This window comes from Arthrobacter crystallopoietes (assembly GCF_002849715.1).
Lineage (GTDB): Bacteria > Actinomycetota > Actinomycetes > Actinomycetales > Micrococcaceae > Crystallibacter > Crystallibacter crystallopoietes.
Genome location: NZ_CP018863.1, coordinates 1,822,956 through 1,847,060 on the forward strand (window position 1 = coordinate 1,822,956; position 24,105 = coordinate 1,847,060).

Sequence of the window (24,105 nt, forward strand, 5' to 3'; positions counted from 1 at the left end):
CCTCTGTCCCTGGAGAATGAGGTTTACATGAAAGCAACAACTGAGACCGGCAACGTGGCCGGCCGCGGAGCTTCGGCCGGACCGGCGGCAACCCCCGGACCCGACCAGCCCGAGCGGCTGGCGAAGACCCTCAAGCCCAGCTGGGTCTGGGCCATCGCCCTCGGCTCGGCCGTCGGCTGGGGCGCGTTCATCCTGCCCACCGACTGGATCGCCGCGGCGGGACCGGTGGGCGCGATGAGCGGCTTCCTCATCGGCGGCGGGTTGATGGTGCTGATTGCCGTCAGCTACGGCTTCCTGATCCGCAGCTTCCCCGTCTCGGGCGGCGAGCTGGCGTTCGCGCTGGTGGGCTTCGGCCGGACCCACGCCTTCTTCTGCGGCTGGTTCCTGACCCTGGGCTACACCTGCATCGTGGCGCTGAACGCCTCGGCGCTGGCGCTGCTGTTCCGGAAACTGCTGCCCGGGGTGGTCCAGCAGGGCTACCTCTACACCATTGCCGGCTACGACGTGTACATGGTGGAAGTGCTCATCTCGATCACCGCGCTGGCGGTCTTCGCCTACCTGAACATCCGCGGCACGGCACTGTCCGGCCGGGTCCAGTTCATCGCCTGCGTGATCATGTTGATCGCGGTGGGCTGCATCCTGACGGCGGTCCTGATCCATCCCGACAGCCTGGTCAGCAACGCCGCGCCCGCCTTCCCCCAGGGCGTCTCGCCGCTGACCGCAATCCTGGCGATCGTCGCCATTGCGCCGTGGGCCTACATCGGTTTCGACAACGTGCCGCAGGCCGCCGAGGAGTTCGACTTCCCGCCGAGCAAGGCCATGAAGCTGATCGTGCTGGCGCTGCTCGCCGCGGCCCTGCTGTACGCGGCCATGATCGCCGCCGTCGCTGTTGCCGAACCGTGGGAAGCGCTCGTTTCCGGCCAGTCGGCCTGGGGCACGGCGGATGCGGTGACCGGTCTGCTGGGCGGCGGCGGCATGCTGCTGCTGGCCATCGGCATCACCATGGGCGTGACCACCGGGCTGAATGGGTTCTACGTTTCCGCCAGCCGCATCCTGCTGGCCATGGGCCGGGCGCAGATGGTCCCGCAGGTCTTCGCCAAGCTGCACCCGAAGCACAAGACGCCGTACGTGGGCATCCTGTTTGTCGGCGCCTTCTGCCTGGTGACCCCTTGGTTCGGCCGGGCGGCGCTGGAATGGGTGGTCAACATGTCCGCCGTCGGCGTCACCGTGGCCTACCTGTACACCTGCCTGTGCGCCTTCAAGCTCTTCCGCAGCTCCGGCTCGGCACCCCGTCCCGGCGATCTGGAAGGCACGCGTTCGACGACGAAGAAGGTGCTCAGCATGGTCGGCGCCGTCATCTCGGTGTCCTTCATGGCGCTGCTGCTGTTGCCCGGCTCGCCTGCCATGCTCGGCCCGGAGTCCATGACGGCCCTGCTGATCTGGATTGTGGTGGGCGTGGTCTTCTTCCTGCTGCGGCGCAAGCACAACCGGACGCTGACCAACGAGCAGGTGGATCTGCTGGTGCTGGGCAAGCCCCGGCCGGAAGGATTCGCCATCAAGGACAAGAACGCGCAGCGGGCCCAGGGCGACACGACGTCGGTCTAGCCAAGACTGCACGGCCGGTGCGCCGCGGACATCCCCGCGGCGCACCGGCCGCCATGAACGGAAAGGAAAACGACTATGGTGAACACCGTGACACAGACGGTAAAGGGCGGTCCGGCCGGGAAACAATCGCGGCTGCGCTCGCTGGCAGAGTGGCTGGGGCGGAACTGGCCCGGCCTCACCGCCTGCGCCGTTGCCGTGCCGGCGGCGTTCGCCCTGCACCTGCTGATGCCGGCCGTGCCGGTGATGACCCTGGCCGTGATCATGGGCGTGCTCGCGGCAAACCTGCCCGGGATCTCGCGCCTCACCGTCGGCCCATGGCGGAAGGGCCTGGATTTCGCCGGCAAGCGGCTGATGCGTGCCGGCATCGTCCTGCTGGGCCTGAAGCTCAGTGTGGTGGACGTGCTGGAACTGGGCTGGGCCACGTTCGCGGTGATTGTCGCCGTCGTGCTTCTGGCCTTCGGCGGTACGTACCTGCTGGGCAAGGCCTTCCGGCTGCCGGGCGACCAGCCGCTGCTGATCGCCACCGGCTTCTCCATCTGCGGCGCCTCAGCCATCGGCGCGATGAGCGCGGTGCGCCGGTCCAAGCAGCAGGACACGGTGATTCCGGTGGCGCTGGTGACCCTGTGCGGCACCCTGGCCATCGCCGTGCTGCCGCTGCTTATGCAGCCGCTGGGCCTGGGGCCGCTGGCCTTCGGCCAGTGGGTGGGCGCTTCAGTGCACGACGTCGGCCAGGTGGTCGCCACCGCGCAGACCGCGGGAACCGCCGCGCTCGCCGTCGCCATCGTCATCAAGCTGACCCGTGTGCTCACGCTGGCGCCCATGGTGGCCGTCACCGGCATCATCAGCCGCCGCGGCCACAAGGGGACCGCCGGCTCCGAGCACCTGAAGCTGCCGCCGATCGTGCCGGCCTTCATCCTCGGGTTCGTCGCGCTGGTGGCCGTGCGCTCCCTGCTGCCGGTGCCTGAGGGCGTGCTGGAGGCGGCGACCATTGTCCAGGACGTGCTGCTTGCCGCCGCGCTCTTCGGGCTGGGCTCGGCCGTGCGCATGCGCGAACTGTTCAGCTCCCGCGGCAGCGCCGTGCTGATGGCACTGTGTTCCTGGGCGCTGATCGCCGGCCTGGCCTACGGCGGGATCCTGCTGCTGCAGTAAGCTTCTTTCGCCGAGCAACATTTTGGAAGGAAGCGATGACCGTCCCCACCCCAGCCACCCCGCAGGTCCACGCCGAAGAGGACGTCGACCGGTACGACGCCGGCTACCGCATTTGGCTGGCCGAGGCGCTGGCGAAGGTCCAGGCGGACGCCAACCGCTCTTCCGACACGCATCTGCTTGCCGTGCCGCTGCCGGAACAGTGGGGCGTGGACCTCTACCTGAAAGACGAGTCCACCCATCCCACCGGCTCGCTGAAGCACCGGCTGGCCAGGTCCCTGTTCCTCCACGCGCTGTGCAACGGCTGGATCCGGCCCGGCAAACCGGTCATCGAAGCCTCCAGTGGCTCCACGGCCATTTCCGAGGCGTACTTTGCGCGCCTCATCGGCGTCCCGTTCATCGCGGTCATGGCCCGGTCCACCAGCCTGCAAAAGGTCCAGCTCATCGAGTTCTACGGGGGCCAGTGCCATTTCGTGGAGAACCCGAACGAGGTCTACGAGGCCGCGGCAGCCCTCGCGCAGCAAACCGGCGGCCACTACATGGACCAGTTCACCTACGCCGAGCGGGCCACCGACTGGCGCGGCAACAACAACATCGCCGAATCGATCTTCGACCAGATGTCGCAGGAGCGGCACCCGGAGCCGGCTTGGATCGTCGCTACCGCCGGCACCGGCGGCACCTCCGCCACGCTCGCCCGCTACATCCGCTATACCGGGCGGGTCACCGGCATCTGCGTCGCCGATCCGGAAAACTCCGCCTTCTTCCCGGCCTGGCGGGAGCAGGACGCCAGCGTAACCACGGCTACCGGCTCCCGGATCGAGGGCATCGGCCGCCAACGCGTTGAAGCCAGCTTCATCGGGTCCGCCATCGACCGCATGATGCGCGTCCCTGACGCCGCGGCCATGGCCTCCATCCGCCTGCTGGCCGAACTGCTCGGCCGGCGGACAGGAGCGTCGACCGGAACAGGCCTATGGTCGGCGTTCCGGATCATCTCCGAAATGATCAATACCGGCCAGCAGGGCAGCGTCGTGTCGTTGATCTGCGACCCGGGGGACCGGTACCTCGATAAGTACTACTCGGATCAATGGCTGGCGGAGAACAAGATCGACGTCGGACCGTACTACAGCCGGTTGGAAACCTTCATGAACACAGGCACGCTGTCCTAAACGGCGGGCAAGACACTGCCGGGCAGCTCGGCGGTCAGAGGCGAAGACTCATTGTTTATTGTTACTGACCCACGCTCTAGACCGCCGCCTTTTTCATGCGCAACTCGGCCACTTTACGAGCGAACTCTTCCTGCATGAGGTCGGCATTCACCCTAAGACCCATGCCGAGTCCGTCGGCGGCGGCCATGATGACCTGAGCCATAGGGTTGGCGACATTTCCTGCAAGCCAGAGCCCCGGCACCTCGGTCTGGCCTCCATCGTCGACGGGCACGTGCCGGCCGAGGCCCGAGACGTGCTCCTGCGTCACCAGCCCAAGAGATTTCACGCAGGAGACATCGACGTCGAAGTTCGGCATAATGACCAACGCGTCGATCTCACGTTGCGTTCCGTCGCTGAGTTCAACGCCCTGCACGGAGCCCGCCTCGCCGAGCACAGCGGTAACCACCGCCTCCACGACTTCCACACCCAGCGCTTCCAGTTGTTCGAGTTCCTCGGCAGCAAGCACCTTGTTCGGGTCCTTGAACAGGGTGACATTATTGGACCACTGGGTGAACATCTGCGACTGGTGCATCGCCATGGCGCTGTCGACAACGCCGAGGCGCAGGTCCTTGACCTCCCAGCCGTGGCAGTACGGGCAGTGCAGCACGTCATTGCCCCAGTTTTCGGCTAGGCCGGCGATGTCGGGCAGTTGGTCTTTCAGTCCGGTGGCAAGAATGAGTCGGCGCGCCGAGACCTCCGTGCCGTTGCCAAGGGTGATGGTGAATCCGGCGTCGCTGTGCCGGCTGTCCAATGCGCGGGTTTTGATCACCTCGACGCCGTACTTGACGAGTTCTCCGCGCCCTTCCTTGAGCAGTTCCAGTGGGTTCATCCCGTCGCGGGAGAGGAAGTTGTGCATGGCGGCCGCCGGTGCGTTGCGTGGTTCGCCCGCGTCGATGACAACGACCGAACGCCTCGACCTTCCCAGCGCCTGTGCGGCACTGAGCCCAGCGGCCCCGCCGCCAATGATTGCCACGTCGTAGTCCTTTGTCTGCATTTCCATGTGTTTTGCTCCAAGTCGAGTTGTTCGCCGCGCATTGTGCCGACGCTAGTTTGAGATGATGATCCTGCCGCTGGGCCATGTCTCCGGAGGGGCTTCAGGCATTCGAGCTTGTGATTCCGCCGGGAGGCTATCCGAGAATGGGGATCTTCGAACCCACGAGGGCTATGGGTGGCTGTACGTACTTTCGATACCCGCACGCCGCATGGGTTCGGGTGGGCCGACGCCAGCCGGGTGGTGTTCCTCAGCCTTTTCGGGCTCCGGGGCGAGCGCATGAATGTGCGCGCCAAGCCGTCCAAGGAAGCCCGCCGGGCCCTTGCGGCGCGAGGGAGCTTAGCGCCCCGGACGTGCGGCCCACACGGTGCGGCTTCCGCGCATCGACAGGTCTGTGCGTCTGGTCAGGGACTGCGGGCCATGGGGATCAAGCAACTGGTCGATGGTGGCAAGGTCCTCCGCTGACAGGGTGTCTCCCAGGCTGGTGCGCATCCTGGAGAGGAACGTCTGGGCGTTGTGCGCAATCAGTTCCCGGTTTTCATCCGTGCCGTAAGTAAAGGTGCGCTGTTCGGCGATCTCCATTCCAGCTTCCCGGATGGCCGGGGCCCAATTCGGGTGCGCGTTCCAGCCAGCAATTGCCACAGCATCGTGGAGGCGCTGTTCGAGCCCCGGGGCACCGAATCCAAGGTCATCGGGCAGGTGGCGCGGCAAAGTATCCATTTCCACGACCACCAGCAGGCCCCCCGGTGCCAGCGTTTTGCCGATCTGGCTCAAGATGTTGGCCGGGTCGCTCATGTGGTGCATTGAGGATGCCGCCCAAATCAGGTCGATGTCGGCAAGTTCGGGCCATGTGGCATCGAGGTCCACTTGCAGGGTGGAAACCCGGTCCGACAGCTGGTTTTTCTCAACCGCCGAGGCCAGGTGAGCGAGCATGAACTCGGACTGATCGACTGCCACGACGCTGGCCTGGGGAAAGGTTCGCGTCAGGCCGAGGGTTCCGGTGCCCGTTCCCGCGCCCAGGTCCACAATGGTGCCCGGAGCCGGCTGGTGTTTGGCGGTCCAATCGAAGATCTCCTGCAGATGCTCGTGTAGCAGGAGGGCATCGAGGTCCAGCGTTTCGGCCAGGCCCGGTTCGTGCGACTGCTGGTCCTCGTTGTGCCGGCCCTGCTGGTGACCGTGGTGGTGTCCGCGTGAATGCTCAGTTCTCATGGATCAAGCGTAACCAGGTAATGCTTCAGTGGCATACACTCTTGCGTATGACGCAAGAACTTTCTATGGATACTGTAATTCGCCAACGCATCAAGGGCTTGCGACTGGCCAAGGGCTGGTCTCTGGACGCACTTGCCGCACGCTGCTTCCTAAGTCCATCCACACTGAGCCGTATTGAAACAGGACACCGCAGGATTGCCCTGGACCAGCTGGTACCTCTGGCCAAGGCGCTTGGCACCACACTTGACCAGCTGGTCGAGCCCACATCGGACGAGGACGTCGTCATCCGCCCCGAGCCCGAACACCAACAAGGGTTGACCAGCTGGCTGCTCTCACGCGAGCACTCGGCGAACGGGACCACCGTGGCCAAGATGCGCATCACATCCGAACGCTCCATGGCCGACGTCGACCGTAGCGTGCATCCAGGCCGCGAGTGGTTCACCGTTTTGTCGGGAACCGTTAGCCTGCTGCTCGGGGACCGCACCATTCTCGTGCACGAGGGGCAGGCCGCGGAGTTCTCCACCATGGTCCCGCACCTTGTTGCTGCCCACGACGGGCCGGTGGAGATCCTGAGCATCTTCGACCACGGCGGAGAACGCGCACATCTTCACCCTCCGGAGCGATTGAGCTAAGAATGCCTATCGACTCCCGCGAGACGAATGGTTTGGGAGGGACATGATTTGAGGGAATCGACATCGAGACAGCAGCGAAGACTTCTGCCACCGTCTGCCGGGATCTTCCCCGGCCGGACACGGAAGAGCAGCGAAGGCGACTTTGGACATCTAATGCAGTCGCCTTCGGAAAACGACATCATGAAAGTTCGTCCACGTCCGGCGATTCTCGTAACTAAGTCTCGAAACCTTCTTAGTGAATCGGTGTGTTCACGGTTAGTTGCGAGACACGTCGGAGCCGTCAGGAGCTGGTTGGCGCCTAGAGTCTCGAGGTTTCCCAGAAGAAGAACGCGAGCTGTACGATTTTGGACCGGCATACTCAGGACATTGCAGGATCCGCGGCCATGCTCCGTGCAGAGTTGATGCTGGCTAGAGATGTTTAGGGCAGACTGGTGGCGTGAGCGGAATCCCCTGGGTGCTGCACGTCGATCTCGACCAGTTCATCGCGGCGGTCGAAGTGCTGCGACGCCCGGAGCTTGCAGGCAAGCCCATCATTGTGGGTGGTCGGGGCGACCCCACGGAACGAGCTGTCGTGTCGACCGCATCCTACGAAGCCAGGGCGTTCGGTGTGGGGTCCGGAATGCCCTTACGCATTGCGGCCCGGAAAGTGCCCGACGCCGTGATCCTGCCGGTCGATCAGGAGGCTTACCTCGCGGCGTCGGAAACGGTCATGGCTACCCTGCGCGCGCAGCCCGGTGCCACGGTGCAGGTGCTGGGCTGGGATGAAGCCTTTGTCGGCACGGAGACAGAGGATCCGGAAGCCTACGCCCGGCAGGTGCAGGCCGCTGTCCTAGAGCGAACGCAGCTGCATTGCAGCGTGGGCATCGGCGACACTTTGGTCCGGGCCAAGGTCGCCACCGGTTTCGGTAAACCGGCCGGCGTCTTCCGCCTTACTGCCAAAAACTGGCTGGACGTCATGGGAAGCCGGCCCACCAAGGACCTGTGGGGCGTCGGGACCAAAGTGTCGGGCAGGCTGGCCAAACTCGGCATCAACACCGTCGCCGAGCTCGCCGGGACCGACCCCCAAGAGTTGGTCCCCGAGTTCGGCCCCAAGATGGGTCCTTGGTACGCGGAGCTCGGACGCGGGGACGGCGCCAGCGTTGTGGACGACACCCCATGGGTTGCCCGCGGCCATAGCCGCGAGACCACCTTCCAGCGCGACTTGACCGAGCCCGCGCAGGTGGACGACGCCGTAAGGGAGCTGACCGCAAGAGTCCTTGAAGATGTTGTGGCCGAAGGAAGGCCCGTAGTTGGGCTGACCCTTAAGGTCCGGTACGCGCCGTTCTTCACCAAGACCCACGCGAAGAAGATTCCCGAGACCTTCGACCGGGACGAAATCCTCGTGCGCGCCTTGGATCTTGCAATGTCAATCGAGGCTGGCCGGCCGATCAGGCTCCTGGGCCTGCGGGCCGAAATGACAATGCCCGACGACGCCCGAAAGGGACATACGCCAACGCGCGGCGGCTGGTGACGCCGTCAAGAGTCCTGAGGACGCTAGCCGGAGTGATTCGTCTGGCCTTAGACAAAGTTACGCCGTGAAGCTCTTGACACGTTTAAACGCCCAGTCAGGGGAACAAAAAGAGGGCCTCGACATGAACAACTTGTTGGGTCGCTGGGTCCAAGAGCTAGAGTTTGACGTCAACGGCATCTACTCAGCGCTCCTACAGGAGGCGCTCATCTCACTCTTGAGCAGGGTCTGGAGCCTCGGTCCTCTACGCGGTGGAGGCTGCGCGCTACCGCGTCAATCATCGACCGCTCAGTAGCGCTATTCAACGCGAATCATGGTTCTGACCTGAGCGTCTGGCAGCCTTACTGTGTGGAGACTGTGTCGAGTCCACCTCCGCAGTTTCCACTGCTTCCACTCGGAGTCACGAAACTCGCCGCCGGGCAGGTACATTCTCATCATATCCGGACATATTGATGTCTCTTTCTGCTTGTTTGCGCCGGACGCTCGCTTTCATTCGCCGCTTCTTGTCAGGCTGGCATCTGAACATTTCCATTTCGAGACAGGATCAGATGTGAAACGCGTAGTGGTCGTCGGAGGCGGCATTGTGGGCCTCTCCACCGCTTGGTTCCTGCGGCAAAAGGGTGCCGAGGTGACAGTGCTCGAACGCAAGGAAGTCGGTTCGGGGGCGTCCTGGGGCAATGCAGGGTGGGTTAGCCCTGCGTTCTCGGTTCCGTTGGCTGAGCCCGCGGCCTTGAAACTGGGTGTGTCTACTTTTTTCTCTCGCACTTCGCCGGTTTCGGTCCCTTTGCGCGCGGATGTGAACCTCCTGCAGTTTCTCGCTGGATTCGTCCGCAATTGCCGGGCTGACGTTTGGGAGGCCGGGCTTCGGGCGTTGTCACCGCTGAATGTGCAGGCGTTGGCCGCTTATCGCGAGATAGAGCGGGGAGGCGTAATGCACGGGCCGGCCCGTATGGATCCTGGCCTGATCTTTGCTCCCGATACTCAGCGTCTCGCCAGTCTGGAACATGAACTCGCCGCGGTGCGTGGCAGCGGGCAGGAGGTCGATTTCGACGTGCTGTCAGGCGACGAGGCCCGGAAACTGGCACCGATGGTCGCTGCCGGGATGAAAGCGGCCGTACGGCTCAACGACCAGTATTACCTCGACCCAAGGCCCTTCATACAATCACTTGCGGCCAGGCTTTCCGATCTGGGGGTAGTGATCGAGGAGGGCGTGTCGGTGCTCGACGTCGACTCCGAGGCAAGCCCGGTCGTTCGCACTGACGACGGGCCGCGGTCCGCGGACGCCGTGGTCATGGCCAACGGGGCCTGGTTGGCCGGGTTCCGGAAAAAGCTCGGCGTTCGACAGGTTGTCCAGGCCGGACGCGGTTACAGCTTCAGCGTCAAGCCGGCAACCATGCCTGACGGTCCGCTTTATTTCCCCTCCCACCGGGTCGTTGCCACACCGATGGACGGCAGCCTCAGGGTTTCCGGGATGATGGAGTTCCGCCACCCCGATGCCCCCTTGGACCGCAGGCGGCTGGAAGCGGTCGTCCGCACTATCCAGCCGTTACTTCCGTCGATTGATTTCAGCCAGCGGAGCGAGGAATGGGTAGGCTCCCGCCCATGCACCGCCGACGGGCTTCCCCTGATCGGGCAAAGCAAGATCCCTGGCGTCTACGTTGCGGGCGGCTACGGAATGTGGGGACTAACCCTCGGCCCGGCCGGCGGCCGGCTCCTGGCCGATCAAATGACCGGCGCTCCCGATCCGGTGGCCGCACCCTTTAACCCCCTCCGCTAGAACAGCCAAACAAAACAAGCCAGGAGTCGAAGCATGTCGGTTGAAAAACGCACCATCAGCACCCCGGACGCCCTGTCCTCACCCGCACTGTCGCAGGCTGTCCAAGTCGGCAACCTGCTCTTCGTCTCGGGGCAGGTCGGCATCAAGCCTGGCAACACCACCGCACCGGAGAGCCTGGAGGACGAGATCGAATTGGCCTTCGACGGACTCGAAGCTGTGCTGAAGGCGGCCGGAGCGGGTTTGTCCTCCGTCGTGAAGACCTCGTGCTATCTGCGGGATATCAACGACATGGGTCTGTTCAACGATCTTTACGTACGCCGGTTTCCCGCCCCGTTGCCCTCACGCACCACGATCCAGGCCGGTCTGGCCATGGGGCTGCGTTTTGAGATTGACGCGGTAGCTGTCCTGGGGCAGTAGGCTCGGCCCTGCCCGGCAGCATTACTGCAGGGCATCGCTAAGCAGGCCGCCGCGCTTACCTGTGGCAACAACAATGGCAACGTCCACGGACTCCGCGTACTCGACCCACCCGGCACCGCTGAGGAACGCGTCCAGATCCTGCCTTGATGCCAAATCCACGGCAACGAGTACCTGGTAGGGCCCTGTGATTCTGCTGGCGTACCTGATCCGGGGATTGGATTCGATGGCTGTTGAAAGAGCCTCAAGCCTGGCCGGTGTCGCACGCACCCATATCAGGGCCTTGACGCCCAGCCCTAGGACAGCGGGGTCCACCACAGCACGGACGACCAGTTGTCCGTTCTGCCGCATTTGTTCTACGCGCCGGCTGGCGGTCGCCTCTGATACGCCGGCCAGCCGGGAAAGTTCCTCGTAGGTGGACCTGCCGTTTTCCATCAATGCGGCGTGTATGGTTCTGTCCGACCGGGACAGCCCCTCAATTCCGCCCGTCTCAAGCTTTTGTCCCTGCATCGATTCCGCTTCCAGCTCCGCACACTCTTCGGCGGTCAGTACCCCCGGGCGCCACTGGTGGGCGGTCCGCAGGTACCGCAGCACCGGGTAGGCTTCGCTCGCACTCAAACCCGGGACGGCGGGCAGTTCATCCAGGAGGAAGGCCTGCTCCCGCGCCTTTGGGTAGCTGACTTCCGCAACAATGTCCTGGCTCCCGGCCACCATGTGCGCCCACATCGTTTCGGCCCACCCGCTGACAGCCCGCGAACACATGCGCACCTGGCCCGGCCCGCAGTGCAACGCCAGTATGGTGCCGGTCGATTTCAACTGCATTCCGGCGACGCGGACCAACCCGCTTTCCAGCAGCCGGCTTCCTCGCCTCGCCACTGTCCGCTCATTCTCTCCGAGCACGCGGGACACACGAAGCCATGAGGCCCGACCATCAATCTGCAGTGCACCGATAATGCGCCGGTCGAGGTCATCGACCGCCACTGGAAGGCGAAAATCTGAGGTCATTAGCCGATGATATGTCCGATTTCCCCCTTTTCACTAGAATTCTTGACCGACACAAGCAACAGGATGAAGCTGAATACATCCAATACGTGTCACACCTCACACCGAAGGCAGATCCCATGGCCACCCAGCACAGCAAGTCCATGCACGGGGCAGCAGTCGAAATGCCCGCCCTAAATGTTCCCGCCCCGCCCCGGACACTGGCCTCGCGTCTGAAGGCCATGGGCCCGGGCATGGTCCTGGCTGTCACCAGCGTCGGCGCGGGCGACATGGTGACCACCCTCAACAGTTCCTCCGAGTACGGTATGGCTCTGGTTTGGACGATCGTGCTGGGAATCATCATCAAGTTCGCCCTCACCGAGGCCGTCGGACGCCTCCAGCTCAGTTCCCCACGGACAATGCTCTCCCAGATGGCGGATATTTCAGGGCCTGTCCTGCCCCTCGTCTTCCTGCTGTTCATGGTCGTGATCGGTCTCTTTTACGGTGCCGGGCTCAGTTCAGTCGCAGCGATCGCCGTCGTTGAACTCGTTCCCGCCGCACCCATGGTGCCGGTCACCATAGCCATCGCAGTTGCTGCGGGAGCCATGGTCGCCTTCGGGCGGTACTCGATATTCGAACGCATCATGGTGGGTCTCGGCGTGGCCATGTTCGTCACTGTCATCGCCAGCGCAGCCATGGTTGCCACCGACACCCAATCCCCCTCCATCACGTTCGACAAGCTGATCCCTCAACTGCCTTCCGGCTCGATACTGGCCGTCCTGGCCCTGATCGGCGGTGTCGGAGGGGCCGCCGGAATCCTGGCTTACGGTTACTGGGTACGGGAGAAGAAGTGGCAGGGGCGCGTCTGGCTGACCCATCTGCGCTCCGACACCGCGGCCAGCTACATTGGCATACTGGTGTTCGCGGTCGCCATGAGCATCCTCGGCACCGCCCTCATTTACGGCACCGGCGAAAGCATCGCCGGCAACGCCGGGCTCGCCACCATCGCAGCCCCCGTCGCCGCAGCCGCCGGAGAGATCGGTCGCATCGTCTTCCTGCTCTGCCTCTTTGCAGTCGTCTTCAGCTCCATTCTGGGCGGCTTCAGCGCCATGGGCTACTTGATCGCGGACGCCGTCCGTGTGCTGCGCCGGATCCCCGACGAGCAGGCAGACGCCCACATGGCCAGTTCCACCCCCGTCTTCCGCCTCGTCATCCTCTACTGCGTTCTCGCGGCCATCATCTTCCAGTTCGCCGGGCGGCCCGTCGGCATGGTGGTGATCTACGCCACCCTCTCTGCGTTTATCCTACCCGTCCTCTCCGGTGCCCTCCTGATACTGCTGAACCGACGCTCCTTGCCCCGGGAATTCCGCAACAGGACCGCCAGCAACTGTGCCATCGGAATCGGTCTCGCGTTGTTCAGTGCCCTGTGCGTCGCGCAAGTCATCGAAACCATCTCAGGCCTGAGCTAACCCGAAACGACGAAAGACCCACATGACCTCCATCCCGTTCATGACCGCAACAGAGCTCACTGCTTCCATGCGAGACGGCACGCTCTCGGCCCGCGAGGTTCTCGCCGCACACATCGAACGCATTGAACACATCAACCCCATCATCAATGCGCTGGTCGCCCTCGACCTTGACAAAGCCATGGATCAGGCGATCCTGCTTGACAAACAGTGGAACAAAAATACTCCCAAGGGGCCTCTGTACGGACTGCCCACCGCGCATAAAGACATCCTGCCCACCAAAGGGATCCGCACCACCCGCGGTTCAACAATCTTCGCCAACGACATCCCGACAACCGACCATATCGTCGTCGAACGAATGAAGAACGCCGGCGCAATCACCATCGGCAAGACCAACGTCCCCGAACTCGGCCTTGGATCCCATACCTTCAACGACGTCTACGGGTTGACCCGCAACCCCTACAACCCGACCAGGAGCGCCGGCGGCAGCAGCGGAGGAGCAGCCGCCGCCCTCGCCGCGCGGCTGGTCCCCATCGCCGACGGCAGCGACACCGGCGGCTCCCTGCGAAACCCTGCCTCTTTCTGCAACGTCGTCGGCCTTCGGCCCACCCCCGGCCGCGTACCCTCCTGGCCGGAGACAGCAGCCTGGGGACGCTTGTCCGTCAAAGGCCCCATGGCCCGCACCGTGGACGATGCTGGACTCCTGCTCTCGGTGCTTGCCGGACCGGATCCCAGAAGCCCGATGGCCCTGGACACCCCAGGCCACTCGTTCCAGGGACCTTACATCGCGAAACTGCCGGGCAGCCGCATCGCTTGGTCGCCTGACCTTAACGGGACCGTCCCCGTCGAGTCTGACGTCATCGCGGCTCTGGCCCCCACCCTTGATGCCTTCACCAACTTAGGATGCACCTTGGCCGAGGCAGCTCCCGACCTGGAAGGAGCGGCCAGAACGTTCGAGACCCTGCGGGCGTGGCAACTCGAGAACGCGCTCGGCGGACTGCTCGACCAGCACCGCGACCAGCTGAAGCCAGACGCCGTGTGGAATATAGAACAGGGCCGCGATCTCACGGGCAAAGACATCGGGCAGGCCGAAATCATGCAAACCCGGATTCACCACCGGATGCGCGAGTTCTTCGAGCGCTACGACTTCCTCATCACGCCCGTCAGCCAAGTGGTACCGTTCGATGCCGAAATCACCTACCCCACCGAAGTCAATGGGCAAGCGATGGACAACTACCTGGAATGGATGCGGCTGCCCTCAATCATTTCGGTCACCGGGTGCCCTGCCATCTCCATACCTGCCGCATTTACGCCCTCCGGCTTGCCCGTCGGACTTCAGATCATCGCCCCGCCACGTGCAGAAAAGGAGCTACTGCAGGTAGCTCACGCCTTCGAACAAGCCAACAGAGCCGGCACACTGCTCCCAAGAGAAATCGGACTCGGACCAGAACTCACAAAGGTTGGCGCCCTAGGTCTGCGATACGACATTTAGCTGCCCAAAAGCCGGCAACGACGCTTATGTAGGGGTGAGCCGGCCACATAGTGTCCTCAAGACACTCATGCACCGAAACTTCGCCACCGGTTCAGGAAAGTACAGACATTTGCGACAGGAGAACTGAATGGAATGCAGCACTGATGACCACCGGTTCCGACAGCTTGTTGAAGCCTCGATGCTCAAACAAGACGACAGGGTAGCCGCACAAAGCCTGTCAGGTGTTCTCTGTGCAGGACGGATAGACGAACTTGCTCTCCACCTCGATGTCCTCTGGATTCGCGAGGACGGCACAAACGACCGCAGACTTTTGCATTTGGCGGAATACAATGTCGCCCGTTCCGGTGCTTGAGGATGCAGGTGAGGTATGACGAACCAACGCAGCCTTCCCATGGGGGCGCCAGCGTCGGCTCATTGGTCCCTCTCGGCCACCATAGTCACGTGAGCTTTGCTGCAAGAATGCCAGGGATGAGCAAAGGTCGCCCGAACCAGTTTCGATCGGGCGCTGGGCAACGGTCCCGCATTCCGGAACCCTATGAATTCCCATCGCCGCGATCAGTAACGCTGCCTAGTCGTGGCAAGACTCCGGTGCTGGTCGTGTCTTGGCCCAGTCCGAGATTCTCGGCATTAGCGCGCTGATCGCCAGTACCTTACCTCGGCGGCGGCAGCGACCGCTCCAGCAGTCCGGTCAGTTCGCGCACGCCTTCGGGCTGGCCCAGCCGCTCGGTGTCGAGGATCAACGAGCGGGAGAAGTACGGGCTCATGTCCAGGCCAAGCCCGACGCCGAAGACGTTGACCGCGCCGGAGTCCTCCAGCCCGCGGACCACGGTGGCCAGGTGCTGCTGCAGGTAATGCTCGTCGTTGGCCAGCGCGGTGGCGCCGTCGGCCGGGCTGCCATCGGAGAGGACAATCAGGATCCGGTGCTCTTCGGTCCGGTCGGCCAGCCGGCGAGCCGCCCATTGGACAGCCTCGCCGTCGATCCCTTCGCGGTACAGCGTGGTCTTCAGCAGCGCCGCGATGCCGGGCCGGGCCTTGCGCCAGTTGGTGTCCGCGTCCTTAAAGATGAGGTGGTTGACCTCGTTGAGCCGGCCCGGGCGGCGCGGGGAGCGGGCACGTTTCCAGTCGCGCGCGGCCTTGCCGCCGTTCCACGCCCCGGTGGTGAAGCCCAGGACCTCGGTGGCCACGCCGATCCGCTCCAGCGCGCGCAGGAAAACGTCCACGTAGGCCGCGATGCCCTCGCCGTGCTGCTTCATGGAGCCGGAGCAGTCGATGAGGAAGCTGACCGCGGTGGCGGGCCTGGCCTCGTGCCGCTCGGTCTGGAAGAGGCGGCGTTCGGCGGGGGAGCAGACCAGCTGGCTGAGCCGCGCGCCGTCGATCATTCCTTCCTCCTGCCCGCTGTTCCAGCCTGAGGTCACCGGCACGCACAGCAGCGGCTCGAGCCGCCGCGCCAGCAGGGCCACGTTCACGCCGCTGTCCGCGATCCGCTTATCCAGCCGGCGCCGGTAGTCGTGCAGCAGCTCGGGCCGCACCAGCGAGGCGGCGCGCTGGACCCGGTCATAAGCGGTGGTGAAGGCGCGGTAGGCCCCGCCGTCGTCCGCCAGCGTGGGGCTGGCGCCCGAGGCCGCGGTCTCCGGCAGCCAGGCGTCGTCTTCCGCGTCCACCAGCAGGCTGAACTGCTCGCGGGTCTTGCGCGCGGAACGCTCGGCGCCGCCGTCGTTGTCCGCCTGCGCGGTATCGGCAAGGGATTCAATAACGACGGCGATCGCCAGCGCCGGCTCGGCGTAGTTCGTCTGGCGGGTGCGCGTCCGCCGCAGCAGGGCCAGGTCCGGGCCGAGCAGGGCCGAAAGCCTGCCGCGGGTCTGCTCGATCAAGTCCTCGGTCTCGGCGACCACCGGCTCGGCGGTCACGCGGGACCGGCAGACCTGGGCCACCGTATAGAGCAGCAGGCCCAGGGACGTCTCGGTCAGGCCGGAGCGGTGGAACTGCGTGGACCAGGCCTCGTGGCGCACCCGCAGGTTGCGCACCACCCCGGGCTGGCCGGCGAGGGACTCCGCCCGGAACTGCTCGAGCAGCTCGAACACCAGCCGCGCGGTCTGGCCAGCAGGCCGCAGCCGGGCGTGGAGCGCGGCGTCGGAGTGCAGCAGCCGCAGCGCCATCCCGTCCGCCGCGCCGCGGAAGGAACCGAAGCCGTCGGCCGCCTGGTCCGGGTAGAGGTGCGGCGCGTTCAGCGGGAGCACGCTGCGGCCCCGGTAAAGATGGTCGCCGCGGAAGTCCAGGGCCGGGTCCGCGGCCAGCGCGCGGATACTGGCAGCGCACAGCTGCCGGATCTGCTGCTGCCGGCGCCGGGCAGCGGTATCTGCCGTCCCCGTGCGATCTGCCGTCGCCGTGCTATCCATCGTCACGATGACGCTCAGGCGTACGCGGGGGCGAGCTCGAAGGATTCCTCGAGCTCGGCGTCGAAGCAGCGCTGGAAGTATTCGGCCACCACGGTGCGCTCCGACTCGTCGCACTTGTTGACGAAGGAGAGCCGGAAGGCCAGCGCCGGGTCGCGGAAGACCGCCACGTTTTCGGCCCAGCTGATCACGGTTCGCGGGGACATCAGTGTGGACACGTCGCCGGCCAGGAAGCCCTGCCGGGTTAGATTGGCCACCTCCACCATCGACGCCACCAACGCCGTGCCCGCCCCGTCCGCCAGTGACGGAACCCGGGACTGGACAATGGCGATCTCCTCCGCGGCGGGCAGGTAGTTCAGCGAGGCCACGATGTTCCAGCGGTCCATCTGCGCATGGTTGAGCCGCTGCACCCCGTGGTACATCCCGTTCAGGTTGCCCAGCCCCACTGTGTTGGAGGTAGCGAAGAGCCGGAAGCCGGGGTGCGGGCGCAGCACGCGGTTCTGGTCCGTCAGTGTGAAGGAGCCGTCCCGCTCGAGCAGTCGCTGGATGACGAACATGACGTCCGGCCGTCCGGCGTCGTACTCATCGAAGATCAGGGCCATGGGCTGTTGCAGTGCCCACGGCACCACGCCCTCCTGGAAGCGGGTGACCTGCTGGCCGTTCTCAATCACCACGGTGTCCTTGCCCACCAGGTCCAGCCGGCTGATGTGGCCGTCCAGGTTCACCCGGATGCACGGCCAGTTCAGCCGCGCGGCCACCTGCTCGATGTGCGTGGACTTGCCGGTGCCGTGCAGCCCCTGCAGCAGCACGCGGCGGTTGTGCGCGAAGCCGGCCAGCAGAGCCAGCGTCACGTCGTGGTTGAAGCGGTAGGCCGGATCGATCTCCGGCACGTGCTCGTTGGGCTCGGGGAACATCGGCACCATCAGGCCGCTGTCGATGCCGAAGGCGTCGCGGGCCGAGACCATCAGGCCGGGGCGGAAGTCCATGCTCATCCTCCTGCCAGTGAGAGGGCCAGGGAGGGCCCATCGGACATTTGCTGCTCTTCGATCCGGCCCAGGGTTTCCGCCGCGGCGCGCAGCGAGGGGAGCAGGCGGACCAGGTCCTCCGAGGACATCCGGACAATGGGCGCCTGCACCGCGACGCACATGTTGGAACGCGTGGTCGCGTTGGGCACGAGAACGGCTATGCAGACCAGCCCGTCGAGGAATTCCTCGCGGTCCAGCGCGTAGCCATCCAGCCGGATCTGCCGCAGCTCCTCCTCCAGCAGCGCCGGATCGGTCTGCGTGTGGCGGGTGAAGACCTTCAGCGGCTGCATCGCGATCACGCGCTCGCGCTGGGCGGGGCCGAACTGGGAGAGGATCATCTTGCCGCTGGCCGAGCAGTGCACGGGCACGCGGGAGCCCGGGCCCAGATGGATGCGCAGCGGCTCGGTGGTTTCCACCCGGTCCAGGTAGATCACCTCGTTGCCGGACAGCGCGGTGATGTTGCAGCTTTCACCGATCTCGTCCACCAGGCTCTTCAGTACCGCGTGACGGGAGCCGTGTCGGGTGTCGTTGAGCAGCACGTCCTCGGCCATCCGCCGCATCCGCGCGCCGGTGCCGTAATGCTTGCCGTCGCTCTGGCGCATCAGCAGGTCCGCGCCCTCCAGCTGCTGCAGCATCCGGTGCAGCGTGGGTTTCGGGATCCCGGTCTGGTCCACCAGGGACTGCAGGGTGAAGAGCTGGTCGCGCGTGGTGATGAACTCCAGCAGGGCGAACAGCCGCAGTGCCGGCGTCTCGCCCTGGACGCTGCCTACCGGACCGAGGTCCGGCTCCGTCAAGCCTTCCATGATGCCTCCTTGCCGAGAAAATGTTCCGCTGTTTCAAAAAATAGTATCACCGGGAAGAAAAAACGGAATATGTGTTGACCAATGTGATCCAGACCGCATATGTTGATCTCAGTCCCGTTTTCGGGAGCAATCCGAACCAATTTTTGGAACTTCCTATCGCCCACCGCGGCGGCACGATTCAAAGGAGAGTTGTTATGAGCGAGCAGAACACGGGCCGGGAGGTCGTACAGGGCGTCCAGAAGATGACCCCGTCGGAGGCCTTCGTCGAGACCATGGTCGCCAATGACGTCACGGACATTTTCGGCATCATGGGCTCGGCCTTCATGGACGCCATGGACATCTTCGCCCCCGCCGGCATCCGGCTGGTCCCCGTGGTCCACGAGCAGGGCGCCGCGCACATGGCGGACGGCTACGCCCGGGCCAGCGGCCGCCACGGCGTGGTGATCGGCCAGAACGGCCCCGGCATCAGCAACTGCGTGACCGGCATCGCCGCCGCCTACTGGGCGCACAGTCCGGTGGTCATCGTGACCCCCGAGGCCGGCACCAACGGCATCGGCCTGGGCGGCTTCCAGGAGGCCAACCAGCTGCCCATGTTCCAGGAGTTCACCAAGTACCAGGGCCACGTGGTCAACCCCGCCCGCATGGCAGAGTTCACTGCCCGCTGCTTCGACCGCGCCATGAGCGAGAACGGCCCCACCCAGCTGAACATCCCGCGCGACTACTTCTACGGCGAGATCACCACCGAAATCCCCAAGCCCCGCCGGGTGGACCGCGGCGCGGGCGGCAAGGAAAGCCTGGAGGCGGCGGCGGAGTTGATCGCCACGGCCAAGGCCCCGGTCATCGTCTCCGGCGGCGGCGTGGTCATGGCCGATGGTGTTGAGGAGTGCAAGGCGCTCGCTGAACGCCTCGGCGCCCCGGTGGTCAACAGCTACCAGCACAACGATTCCTTCCCCGCCAGCCACCCGCTGTGGTGCGGTCCGCTGGGCTACCAGGGATCAAAGGCGGGCATGAAGCTTATCTCGGAGGCCGACGTCGTTATTGCCCTCGGCACCCGGCTGGGCCCGTTCGGCACGCTGCCGCAGTACGGCCAGGCCTACTGGCCCGAGAACGCCAAGATCATCCAGGTGGACGCAGACCACACCATGCTCGGCCTGGTCAAGAAGATCGACGTCGGCATCTGCGGCGACGCGAAGGCCGTCGCCACCGAACTCACCCAGCTCCTCGCCGACCGCACGCTGACCAGCGACGCCACCAAGGAAGAGCGCGCCGCGCGGATCAAGGCCGAGAAGGACGCCTGGGAGCAGGAGCTCAGCGCCTGGACCCACGAGCAGGACGAGTACAGCCTGGACGTCATCGAGGAGGCCAAGCACGAGGAAGGCAACTGGCTGCACCCGCGCCAGGTCCTGCGCGAGCTGGAGCTGGCCATGCCGGAAAACGTCATGATCTCCACCGACATCGGCAACATCAACTCGGTGGCGCACAGCTACCTGCGCTTCGAGAAGCCGCGCAGCTTCTTCGCCCCGATGAGCTTCGGCAACTGCGGTTACGCGCTGCCCACCATCATCGGTGCCAAGGCCGCCGCTCCCGAGCGTCCCGCCGTGGCCTACGCCGGCGATGGTGCCTGGGCCATGAGTATGGGCGAGGTCCTCACCGCCGTCCGGCACAACATCCCGGTCACCGCCATCGTCTTCCGCAACCGCCAGTGGGGTGCGGAGAAGAAGAACCAGGTGGAGTTCTACAACCGCCGCTTCGTCGCCGGCGAGCTGGATAACGACGGCGAAAGCTTCGCCGAGATGGCCCGCTCCATGGGTGCCGAGGGCATCGTGGTGGACCAGCTGGAGAACGTCGGCGCCGCGCTGAAGGACGCCCTGAACGCCCAAATGAACGACGGCGTCACCACGGTCATCGAGGTCATGTGCACCCGCGAACTCGGCGACCCGTTCCGCCGCGACGCCCTGAAGAAGCCGGTTCGGATGCTCGAGAAGTACAAAGACTACGTCTAAACCGGGCAACGGTCCGAAGCAGCCGGACCGAAGCTCCACCTAGCAGGACAGGCAGGCCGGTGCCCCATGGGGGTGGCACCGGCCTGCCGCACACAACACAGGAATGGCACCAACTGAAGCACTGATCGGAGAACACAATGGGCAATTCGAAGGCGCCTGAGCAAGTAGTGGTGGTAGGCGCAGGCATGGTGGGACTCTCCACCGCCTGGTACCTGCAGGAACGCGGCGTGCAGGTCACCGTGGTCGACAAGGAAGGCGTCGCCGCCGGATCCTCCTGGGGCAACGCCGGCTGGCTGACCCCCGCGCTGACCCTGCCGCTGAGCGAACCGGCCGTCCTGAGCTACGGCCTCAAGGCCATGCTCGATCCGTCCTCCCCGCTCTACATCCCGCTCTCCGCCAACCCGCAGCTGCTGCGCTTCCTGATCGGCTTCGCCCGCCACTGCACCCCGGGCAAATGGCGCGAGGCCATGGAGGTCTTCACCGAGGTCAACCGCATCGGCATGGACGCCTACGACGAACTCGCCGAAGGCGGCAACCTCCTCAACACTTCACACCAAACAACGACGACGGCGGCGGGCACCGCTCGTGGCAGCGCAGCCTCGGCCGCCACCGGGACCACCTTCGCCGGCACCACCACCCTGACCACGGCGGCCACTGCCGATGGCGCGGTCGGTGAGCCCACCAAGGTCGCCGATCCGTTCCTCGCGGGTTTCGTCTCGGACAAGCACCGCGACGCCCTGGTCCACGAGTTCGACGCGGTGCGCCGCGCCGGCGGCACGGTGGACTACAACCTGGTGGACGGCGACGAGCTCCGCGCCCTGGAACCGACACTGGGCTCCGGTGTCCGGGCCGGTGTGCAGATCCGCGACCAGCGCTTCATCAATCCGCCGAAGTTCATGGAGTCGCTAGCCGAGTCGGTCAAGGCCCGCGGCGGCGAGATCGTCAGCGGCTTCGACGTGGTGGACATCCGGGACGACGGGACCGGCGTCCGTGTCATCGCCGCCGACAGCCGGCTGCTCCAGGCCGACAACGTGGTCATCGCCAGCGGTGCCTGGATGGGCAAGCTCGCCCGCCGCTTCGGCGTCAAGCGCGTGGTGCAGGCCGGCCGCGGTTACAGCTTCACGGTGGTGCCCGAGGTCATGCCTACGCACCCGATCTACTTCCCGGCGCAGCGCGTGGCCTGCACCCCGCTGGGGGACCGCTTCCGCGTGGCGGGCATGATGGAGTTCCGCGACGCCGATGCGCCGCTGGACCCGCGGCGCATCAAGGCCATCATCGACGCGGCGACCCCGATGTTCAAGGGTATCGACTGGCAGGACCGCAAGGAGGAATGGGTCGGCTCCCGCCCGTGCACCACGGACGGCCTGCCGCTCATCGGCGCCACCAAATCCAGCCGCGTCCACGTCGCCGGCGGCCACGGCATGTGGGGCGTCGCCCTCGGCCCGCTCACCGGCAAAATGCTCGCCGCCTCCATCACCGGCGACAGCACCCCTGCCATCATGCGCCGCTTCGACCCGCTGCGCTGACCAACCCCGTACTACCCCCGACGCTGGCGACTGAGCCCCCATTCCCGGGCCTCGGTCGCCAGCGTCGCCCTATGCCAATTTCCAGGAGGCAAGAGAATGAACGTCCAAGATACCGATCTCGTCCATGTCCCGCCGGCGAACCCCGCTGCTCCAGGCGCCCTCGCATCGCGTGCCGTGGTTGCCGGCGGCCTCGTGTACGCCACCGTCATTCCCCGCCGCGAGGACGGCAGCATCGAGACCGGCAATGCCAACGACCAGACAGAGCAAATCTTCGCCAACCTGGAGGCTGTCCTGAGCCAAGCCGGGTCTTCACTGAGCCGGCTCGTCCATCTGACCATCTATCTGACTGATATTGCGGACCGCGAAGCATTCAACCAAGTCTATGAACGCACTGTCCCACGCCCTTTTCCCTCACGATGTGCCGTGGAGGTGTCCGCCCTAGCGGTCGAAGGAATGAAAGTGGAAGTGACAGCCGTCGCCGCTGTATGAGTCTCCGCGCTGACATTTTTTCGTCCAAAGTGAGCATTGCTCTTGTAGCTGATCGATAAATCAATAGATTAATTTCAGCAGCACCACTTTTGTCGGTTAGCTGCATGACAATGTCTCTTTGCAATTGAGGGGTAAGCATGAAGAAGAAGACCGCAGTTCTTTCACTCGCCACCGTTGTCGGGTTTTCTGTCCTGTCCGCGACACCTGCCATGGCCGTGGGCACCGCCTTCGACAGCTGCGCCGACGCAGCCGCCTCCGGCATGTCCAATATCCCCGCGGGGGCACCGGGATACGGCGCCCACTTGGACCGCGACCTCGACGGCATCGCCTGCGAAGAGGGCAGCCCCGGTAGCGAAGCGGTTACACCAGTGCCGGACCATGCTGATTCCGGGCAGCAGGTCACCCAGATGCCCGTCGGCGGCGTCGACACCGGTGTGCCAGCCGAAAACCCCGCCGACATCAGTGCAATCGCCCTGACTGGCGGCCTCGTCCTGGCAGCGGCAGGCGGCGGAACCTACCTGCTGCGCCGCCGCGCGGCAGTACGGGCCTAGCGCCACCTCAGTCGTAACCACCAAGGCATGACTGATTCACTACTCGGCCGCCGCGGAAGCCGCCTGGCTACCGCGGCGGCCGCTTTAATTCTCTTGGCCGGCTGCGCCGCTCCCGCAACGGAACCAGCCGTCCAAGCCGCCCCGACCGCCCCAGCCTCGACGTCAACTGCCCGAACAGAACACCCGGCCCCAGAACCAACACCAACGACAAGCTCCGCCGCAGCTGCAACAGAACGGCCGGAATCAGCACTTTCTGCTGCGCCCAAGCAGGAGAAGGTTCAAGAGCCGATCCTGCCGGAATCCCCGCCGGTCACCGTGACCATCCCGTCGCTCGGCGTGCAGTCCCAGCTGCTCAGACTTGGTCTGCAGAACAATGGCACCCTTGAGGTGCCGCCGGGAGATCCAGGCTCGCCCGCCGGCTGGTACATCCATTCCCCCACACCTGGGGAACGCGGGCCGGCAGTGATCCTGGGCCACGTCAACGCCTACGGCAACGGACCCGGCGTCTTCGCCGGCCTGCGCGAGCTGAAAGCCGGAGACACCATCGAAGTGGACCGTGAAGACGGCACCACTGCCGTGTTCACGGTCGACCGCGCTGAGGCCTATTCCAAGGACACTTTCCCCACCGAGACGGTGTACGGGAACACTGCCGGCTCCGAACTCCGCCTGATAACCTGCGACGGATACGACTCCGACACGGGCCGATTCGACGACAACTACGTCGTCTACGCCAAACTTGTCACTTGATATCCCAGCAGAGCCATCACGATTTGGCTGGAAGGATTATGAGCACGCCCTAGTCTTCGATATCCAACCTGCCGGGAGTGCGGCGCATCTACCGGCTGATGCGGCGGCAGCGGATGGTTTCAGAGTGTTGGCAGTTCGGTCAG

The 24,105-nt window shown here is 65.0% G+C and carries 21 protein-coding genes; 15 read left to right on the forward strand and 6 right to left on the reverse strand.

Going from position 1 to position 24,105, the window contains the following annotated elements:
- Positions 1–27 precede the first annotated feature (27 nt).
- The 3 genes from AC20117_RS08680 to AC20117_RS08690 all read left to right on the forward strand — a co-directional run bounded on the left by AC20117_RS08680 (position 28) and on the right by AC20117_RS08690 (position 3,917).
- Entirely contained in the window at positions 28–1,605 is a 1,578-nt protein-coding gene (locus AC20117_RS08680) for an APC family permease (RefSeq protein WP_083339658.1), read from the forward strand.
- A gap of 75 nt (positions 1,606–1,680) precedes the next feature.
- On the forward strand, positions 1,681–2,754 hold the full coding sequence (locus tag AC20117_RS08685) for a YeiH family protein (protein ID WP_074700072.1): 1,074 nt from the start codon (positions 1,681–1,683) through the stop codon (positions 2,752–2,754).
- A gap of 35 nt (positions 2,755–2,789) precedes the next feature.
- On the forward strand, positions 2,790–3,917 hold the full coding sequence (locus tag AC20117_RS08690) for a PLP-dependent cysteine synthase family protein (RefSeq protein ID WP_074700071.1): 1,128 nt from the start codon (positions 2,790–2,792) through the stop codon (positions 3,915–3,917).
- A gap of 76 nt (positions 3,918–3,993) precedes the next feature.
- Here the strand turns inward: AC20117_RS08690 and AC20117_RS08695 are convergent, their stop codons facing one another.
- Together AC20117_RS08695 and AC20117_RS08700 are read right to left on the reverse strand one after the other, a co-directional pair.
- Positions 3,994–4,956 carry an NAD(P)/FAD-dependent oxidoreductase gene (locus AC20117_RS08695; RefSeq protein WP_236777481.1) on the reverse strand — a complete coding sequence of 321 codons (963 nt, stop codon included), beginning with the start codon at positions 4,954–4,956 and terminating at the stop codon, positions 3,994–3,996.
- A gap of 330 nt (positions 4,957–5,286) precedes the next feature.
- Positions 5,287–6,156 (reverse strand): class I SAM-dependent methyltransferase, encoded by an 870-nt coding sequence (locus AC20117_RS08700; RefSeq protein ID WP_074700070.1) that lies wholly within the window; start codon positions 6,154–6,156, stop codon positions 5,287–5,289.
- A gap of 65 nt (positions 6,157–6,221) precedes the next feature.
- Between AC20117_RS08700 and AC20117_RS08705 the strand changes: the two genes are divergently transcribed.
- From AC20117_RS08705 to AC20117_RS08725, 4 genes are all read left to right on the forward strand, one after another.
- Positions 6,222–6,788, forward strand: coding sequence for a helix-turn-helix domain-containing protein (locus AC20117_RS08705; RefSeq protein ID WP_236777482.1), 567 nt, complete (start codon positions 6,222–6,224; stop codon positions 6,786–6,788).
- A gap of 436 nt (positions 6,789–7,224) precedes the next feature.
- On the forward strand, positions 7,225–8,298 hold the full coding sequence (locus tag AC20117_RS08710; protein ID WP_472323096.1) for a DNA polymerase IV: 1,074 nt from the start codon (positions 7,225–7,227) through the stop codon (positions 8,296–8,298).
- 580 nt (positions 8,299–8,878) lie between these two features.
- Entirely contained in the window at positions 8,879–10,072 is a 1,194-nt protein-coding gene (locus AC20117_RS08720; protein ID WP_211482293.1) for an NAD(P)/FAD-dependent oxidoreductase, read from the forward strand.
- Between the two features lie 33 nt (positions 10,073–10,105).
- Positions 10,106–10,489, forward strand: a complete 384-nt coding sequence (locus tag AC20117_RS08725; RefSeq protein WP_074700066.1) for a RidA family protein — start codon at positions 10,106–10,108, stop codon at positions 10,487–10,489.
- Between the two features lie 21 nt (positions 10,490–10,510).
- On the opposite strand, the gene AC20117_RS08730 is transcribed toward AC20117_RS08725, so the two are convergent.
- On the reverse strand, positions 10,511–11,491 hold the full coding sequence (locus AC20117_RS08730; RefSeq protein ID WP_074700065.1) for an Lrp/AsnC family transcriptional regulator: 981 nt from the start codon (positions 11,489–11,491) through the stop codon (positions 10,511–10,513).
- A 116-nt stretch (positions 11,492–11,607) separates the two neighbouring features.
- Here AC20117_RS08730 and AC20117_RS08735 point away from each other — a divergent pair, with 116 nt between their 5' ends.
- The 3 genes from AC20117_RS08735 (at position 11,608) to AC20117_RS08745 (ending at position 14,777) form a co-directional block, all read left to right on the forward strand.
- Positions 11,608–12,936: an Nramp family divalent metal transporter gene (locus AC20117_RS08735; protein WP_158300445.1), complete on the forward strand. Its 1,329-nt coding sequence runs from the start codon at positions 11,608–11,610 to the stop codon at positions 12,934–12,936.
- A gap of 40 nt (positions 12,937–12,976) precedes the next feature.
- Entirely contained in the window at positions 12,977–14,425 is a 1,449-nt protein-coding gene (locus tag AC20117_RS08740; protein WP_218928483.1) for an amidase, read from the forward strand.
- Between the two features lie 127 nt (positions 14,426–14,552).
- Positions 14,553–14,777: a hypothetical protein gene (locus AC20117_RS08745; RefSeq protein ID WP_074700063.1), complete on the forward strand. Its 225-nt coding sequence runs from the start codon at positions 14,553–14,555 to the stop codon at positions 14,775–14,777.
- A gap of 298 nt (positions 14,778–15,075) precedes the next feature.
- Here the strand turns inward: AC20117_RS08745 and AC20117_RS08750 are convergent, their stop codons facing one another.
- The 3 genes from AC20117_RS08750 to AC20117_RS08760 are packed head-to-tail and all read right to left on the reverse strand — an operon-like array spanning position 15,076 to position 18,646.
- A complete protein-coding gene (locus AC20117_RS08750; RefSeq protein WP_074700062.1) occupies positions 15,076–16,821 on the reverse strand; it encodes a cobaltochelatase CobT-related protein in 1,746 nt (581 codons plus the stop codon).
- 14 nt (positions 16,822–16,835) lie between these two features.
- The gene (locus AC20117_RS08755) at positions 16,836–17,804 is read right to left on the reverse strand and encodes an AAA family ATPase (RefSeq protein WP_083339656.1); all 969 of its coding nucleotides are present in this window, start codon (positions 17,802–17,804) and stop codon (positions 16,836–16,838) included.
- A gap of 2 nt (positions 17,805–17,806) precedes the next feature.
- Positions 17,807–18,646: an IclR family transcriptional regulator gene (locus tag AC20117_RS08760; RefSeq protein WP_074700060.1), complete on the reverse strand. Its 840-nt coding sequence runs from the start codon at positions 18,644–18,646 to the stop codon at positions 17,807–17,809.
- A 194-nt stretch (positions 18,647–18,840) separates the two neighbouring features.
- Between AC20117_RS08760 and xsc the strand changes: the two genes are divergently transcribed.
- The 5 genes from xsc to AC20117_RS08785 all read left to right on the forward strand — a co-directional run bounded on the left by xsc (position 18,841) and on the right by AC20117_RS08785 (position 23,962).
- Positions 18,841–20,649 carry a sulfoacetaldehyde acetyltransferase gene (gene xsc / locus AC20117_RS08765; RefSeq protein WP_074700059.1) on the forward strand — a complete coding sequence of 603 codons (1,809 nt, stop codon included), beginning with the start codon at positions 18,841–18,843 and terminating at the stop codon, positions 20,647–20,649.
- A gap of 137 nt (positions 20,650–20,786) precedes the next feature.
- Positions 20,787–22,175, forward strand: a complete 1,389-nt coding sequence (locus AC20117_RS08770; protein WP_074700058.1) for an NAD(P)/FAD-dependent oxidoreductase — start codon at positions 20,787–20,789, stop codon at positions 22,173–22,175.
- 96 nt (positions 22,176–22,271) lie between these two features.
- Positions 22,272–22,664, forward strand: coding sequence for a RidA family protein (locus AC20117_RS08775; RefSeq protein WP_074700057.1), 393 nt, complete (start codon positions 22,272–22,274; stop codon positions 22,662–22,664).
- A gap of 137 nt (positions 22,665–22,801) precedes the next feature.
- Entirely contained in the window at positions 22,802–23,215 is a 414-nt protein-coding gene (locus AC20117_RS23830; protein WP_074700056.1) for an excalibur calcium-binding domain-containing protein, read from the forward strand.
- A 27-nt stretch (positions 23,216–23,242) separates the two neighbouring features.
- Complete coding sequence (locus AC20117_RS08785) at positions 23,243–23,962, forward strand: class F sortase (RefSeq protein WP_074700055.1); 720 nt, start codon at positions 23,243–23,245, stop codon at positions 23,960–23,962.
- The last annotated feature ends 143 nt before the right edge of the window (positions 23,963–24,105 follow it).

Excerpts from the sequence above, each read along its gene's own strand:
- AC20117_RS08680 (WP_083339658.1), top strand. The coding sequence starts at position 28 with ATGAAAGCAACAACTGAGACCGGCAACGTGGCCGGCCGCGGAGCTTCG.
- AC20117_RS08685 (WP_074700072.1), top strand. The coding sequence starts at position 1,681 with ATGGTGAACACCGTGACACAGACGGTAAAGGGCGGTCCGGCCGGGAAA.
- AC20117_RS08690 (WP_074700071.1), top strand. The coding sequence starts at position 2,790 with ATGACCGTCCCCACCCCAGCCACCCCGCAGGTCCACGCCGAAGAGGAC.
- AC20117_RS08695 (WP_236777481.1), bottom strand. The coding sequence starts at position 4,956 with ATGGAAATGCAGACAAAGGACTACGACGTGGCAATCATTGGCGGCGGG.
- AC20117_RS08700 (WP_074700070.1), bottom strand. The coding sequence starts at position 6,156 with ATGAGAACTGAGCATTCACGCGGACACCACCACGGTCACCAGCAGGGC.
- AC20117_RS08705 (WP_236777482.1), top strand. The coding sequence starts at position 6,222 with ATGGATACTGTAATTCGCCAACGCATCAAGGGCTTGCGACTGGCCAAG.
- AC20117_RS08725 (WP_074700066.1), top strand. The coding sequence starts at position 10,106 with ATGTCGGTTGAAAAACGCACCATCAGCACCCCGGACGCCCTGTCCTCA.
- AC20117_RS08730 (WP_074700065.1), bottom strand. The coding sequence starts at position 11,491 with ATGACCTCAGATTTTCGCCTTCCAGTGGCGGTCGATGACCTCGACCGG.
- AC20117_RS08735 (WP_158300445.1), top strand. The coding sequence starts at position 11,608 with ATGGCCACCCAGCACAGCAAGTCCATGCACGGGGCAGCAGTCGAAATG.
- AC20117_RS08740 (WP_218928483.1), top strand. The coding sequence starts at position 12,977 with ATGACCGCAACAGAGCTCACTGCTTCCATGCGAGACGGCACGCTCTCG.
- AC20117_RS08745 (WP_074700063.1), top strand. The coding sequence starts at position 14,553 with ATGGAATGCAGCACTGATGACCACCGGTTCCGACAGCTTGTTGAAGCC.
- AC20117_RS08750 (WP_074700062.1), bottom strand. The coding sequence starts at position 16,821 with ATGGATAGCACGGCGACGGCAGATCGCACGGGGACGGCAGATACCGCT.
- AC20117_RS08755 (WP_083339656.1), bottom strand. The coding sequence starts at position 17,804 with ATGGACTTCCGCCCCGGCCTGATGGTCTCGGCCCGCGACGCCTTCGGC.
- AC20117_RS08760 (WP_074700060.1), bottom strand. The coding sequence starts at position 18,646 with ATGGAAGGCTTGACGGAGCCGGACCTCGGTCCGGTAGGCAGCGTCCAG.
- xsc (WP_074700059.1), top strand. The coding sequence starts at position 18,841 with ATGAGCGAGCAGAACACGGGCCGGGAGGTCGTACAGGGCGTCCAGAAG.
- AC20117_RS08770 (WP_074700058.1), top strand. The coding sequence starts at position 20,787 with ATGGGCAATTCGAAGGCGCCTGAGCAAGTAGTGGTGGTAGGCGCAGGC.
- AC20117_RS08775 (WP_074700057.1), top strand. The coding sequence starts at position 22,272 with ATGAACGTCCAAGATACCGATCTCGTCCATGTCCCGCCGGCGAACCCC.
- AC20117_RS23830 (WP_074700056.1), top strand. The coding sequence starts at position 22,802 with ATGAAGAAGAAGACCGCAGTTCTTTCACTCGCCACCGTTGTCGGGTTT.
- AC20117_RS08785 (WP_074700055.1), top strand. The coding sequence starts at position 23,243 with ATGACTGATTCACTACTCGGCCGCCGCGGAAGCCGCCTGGCTACCGCG.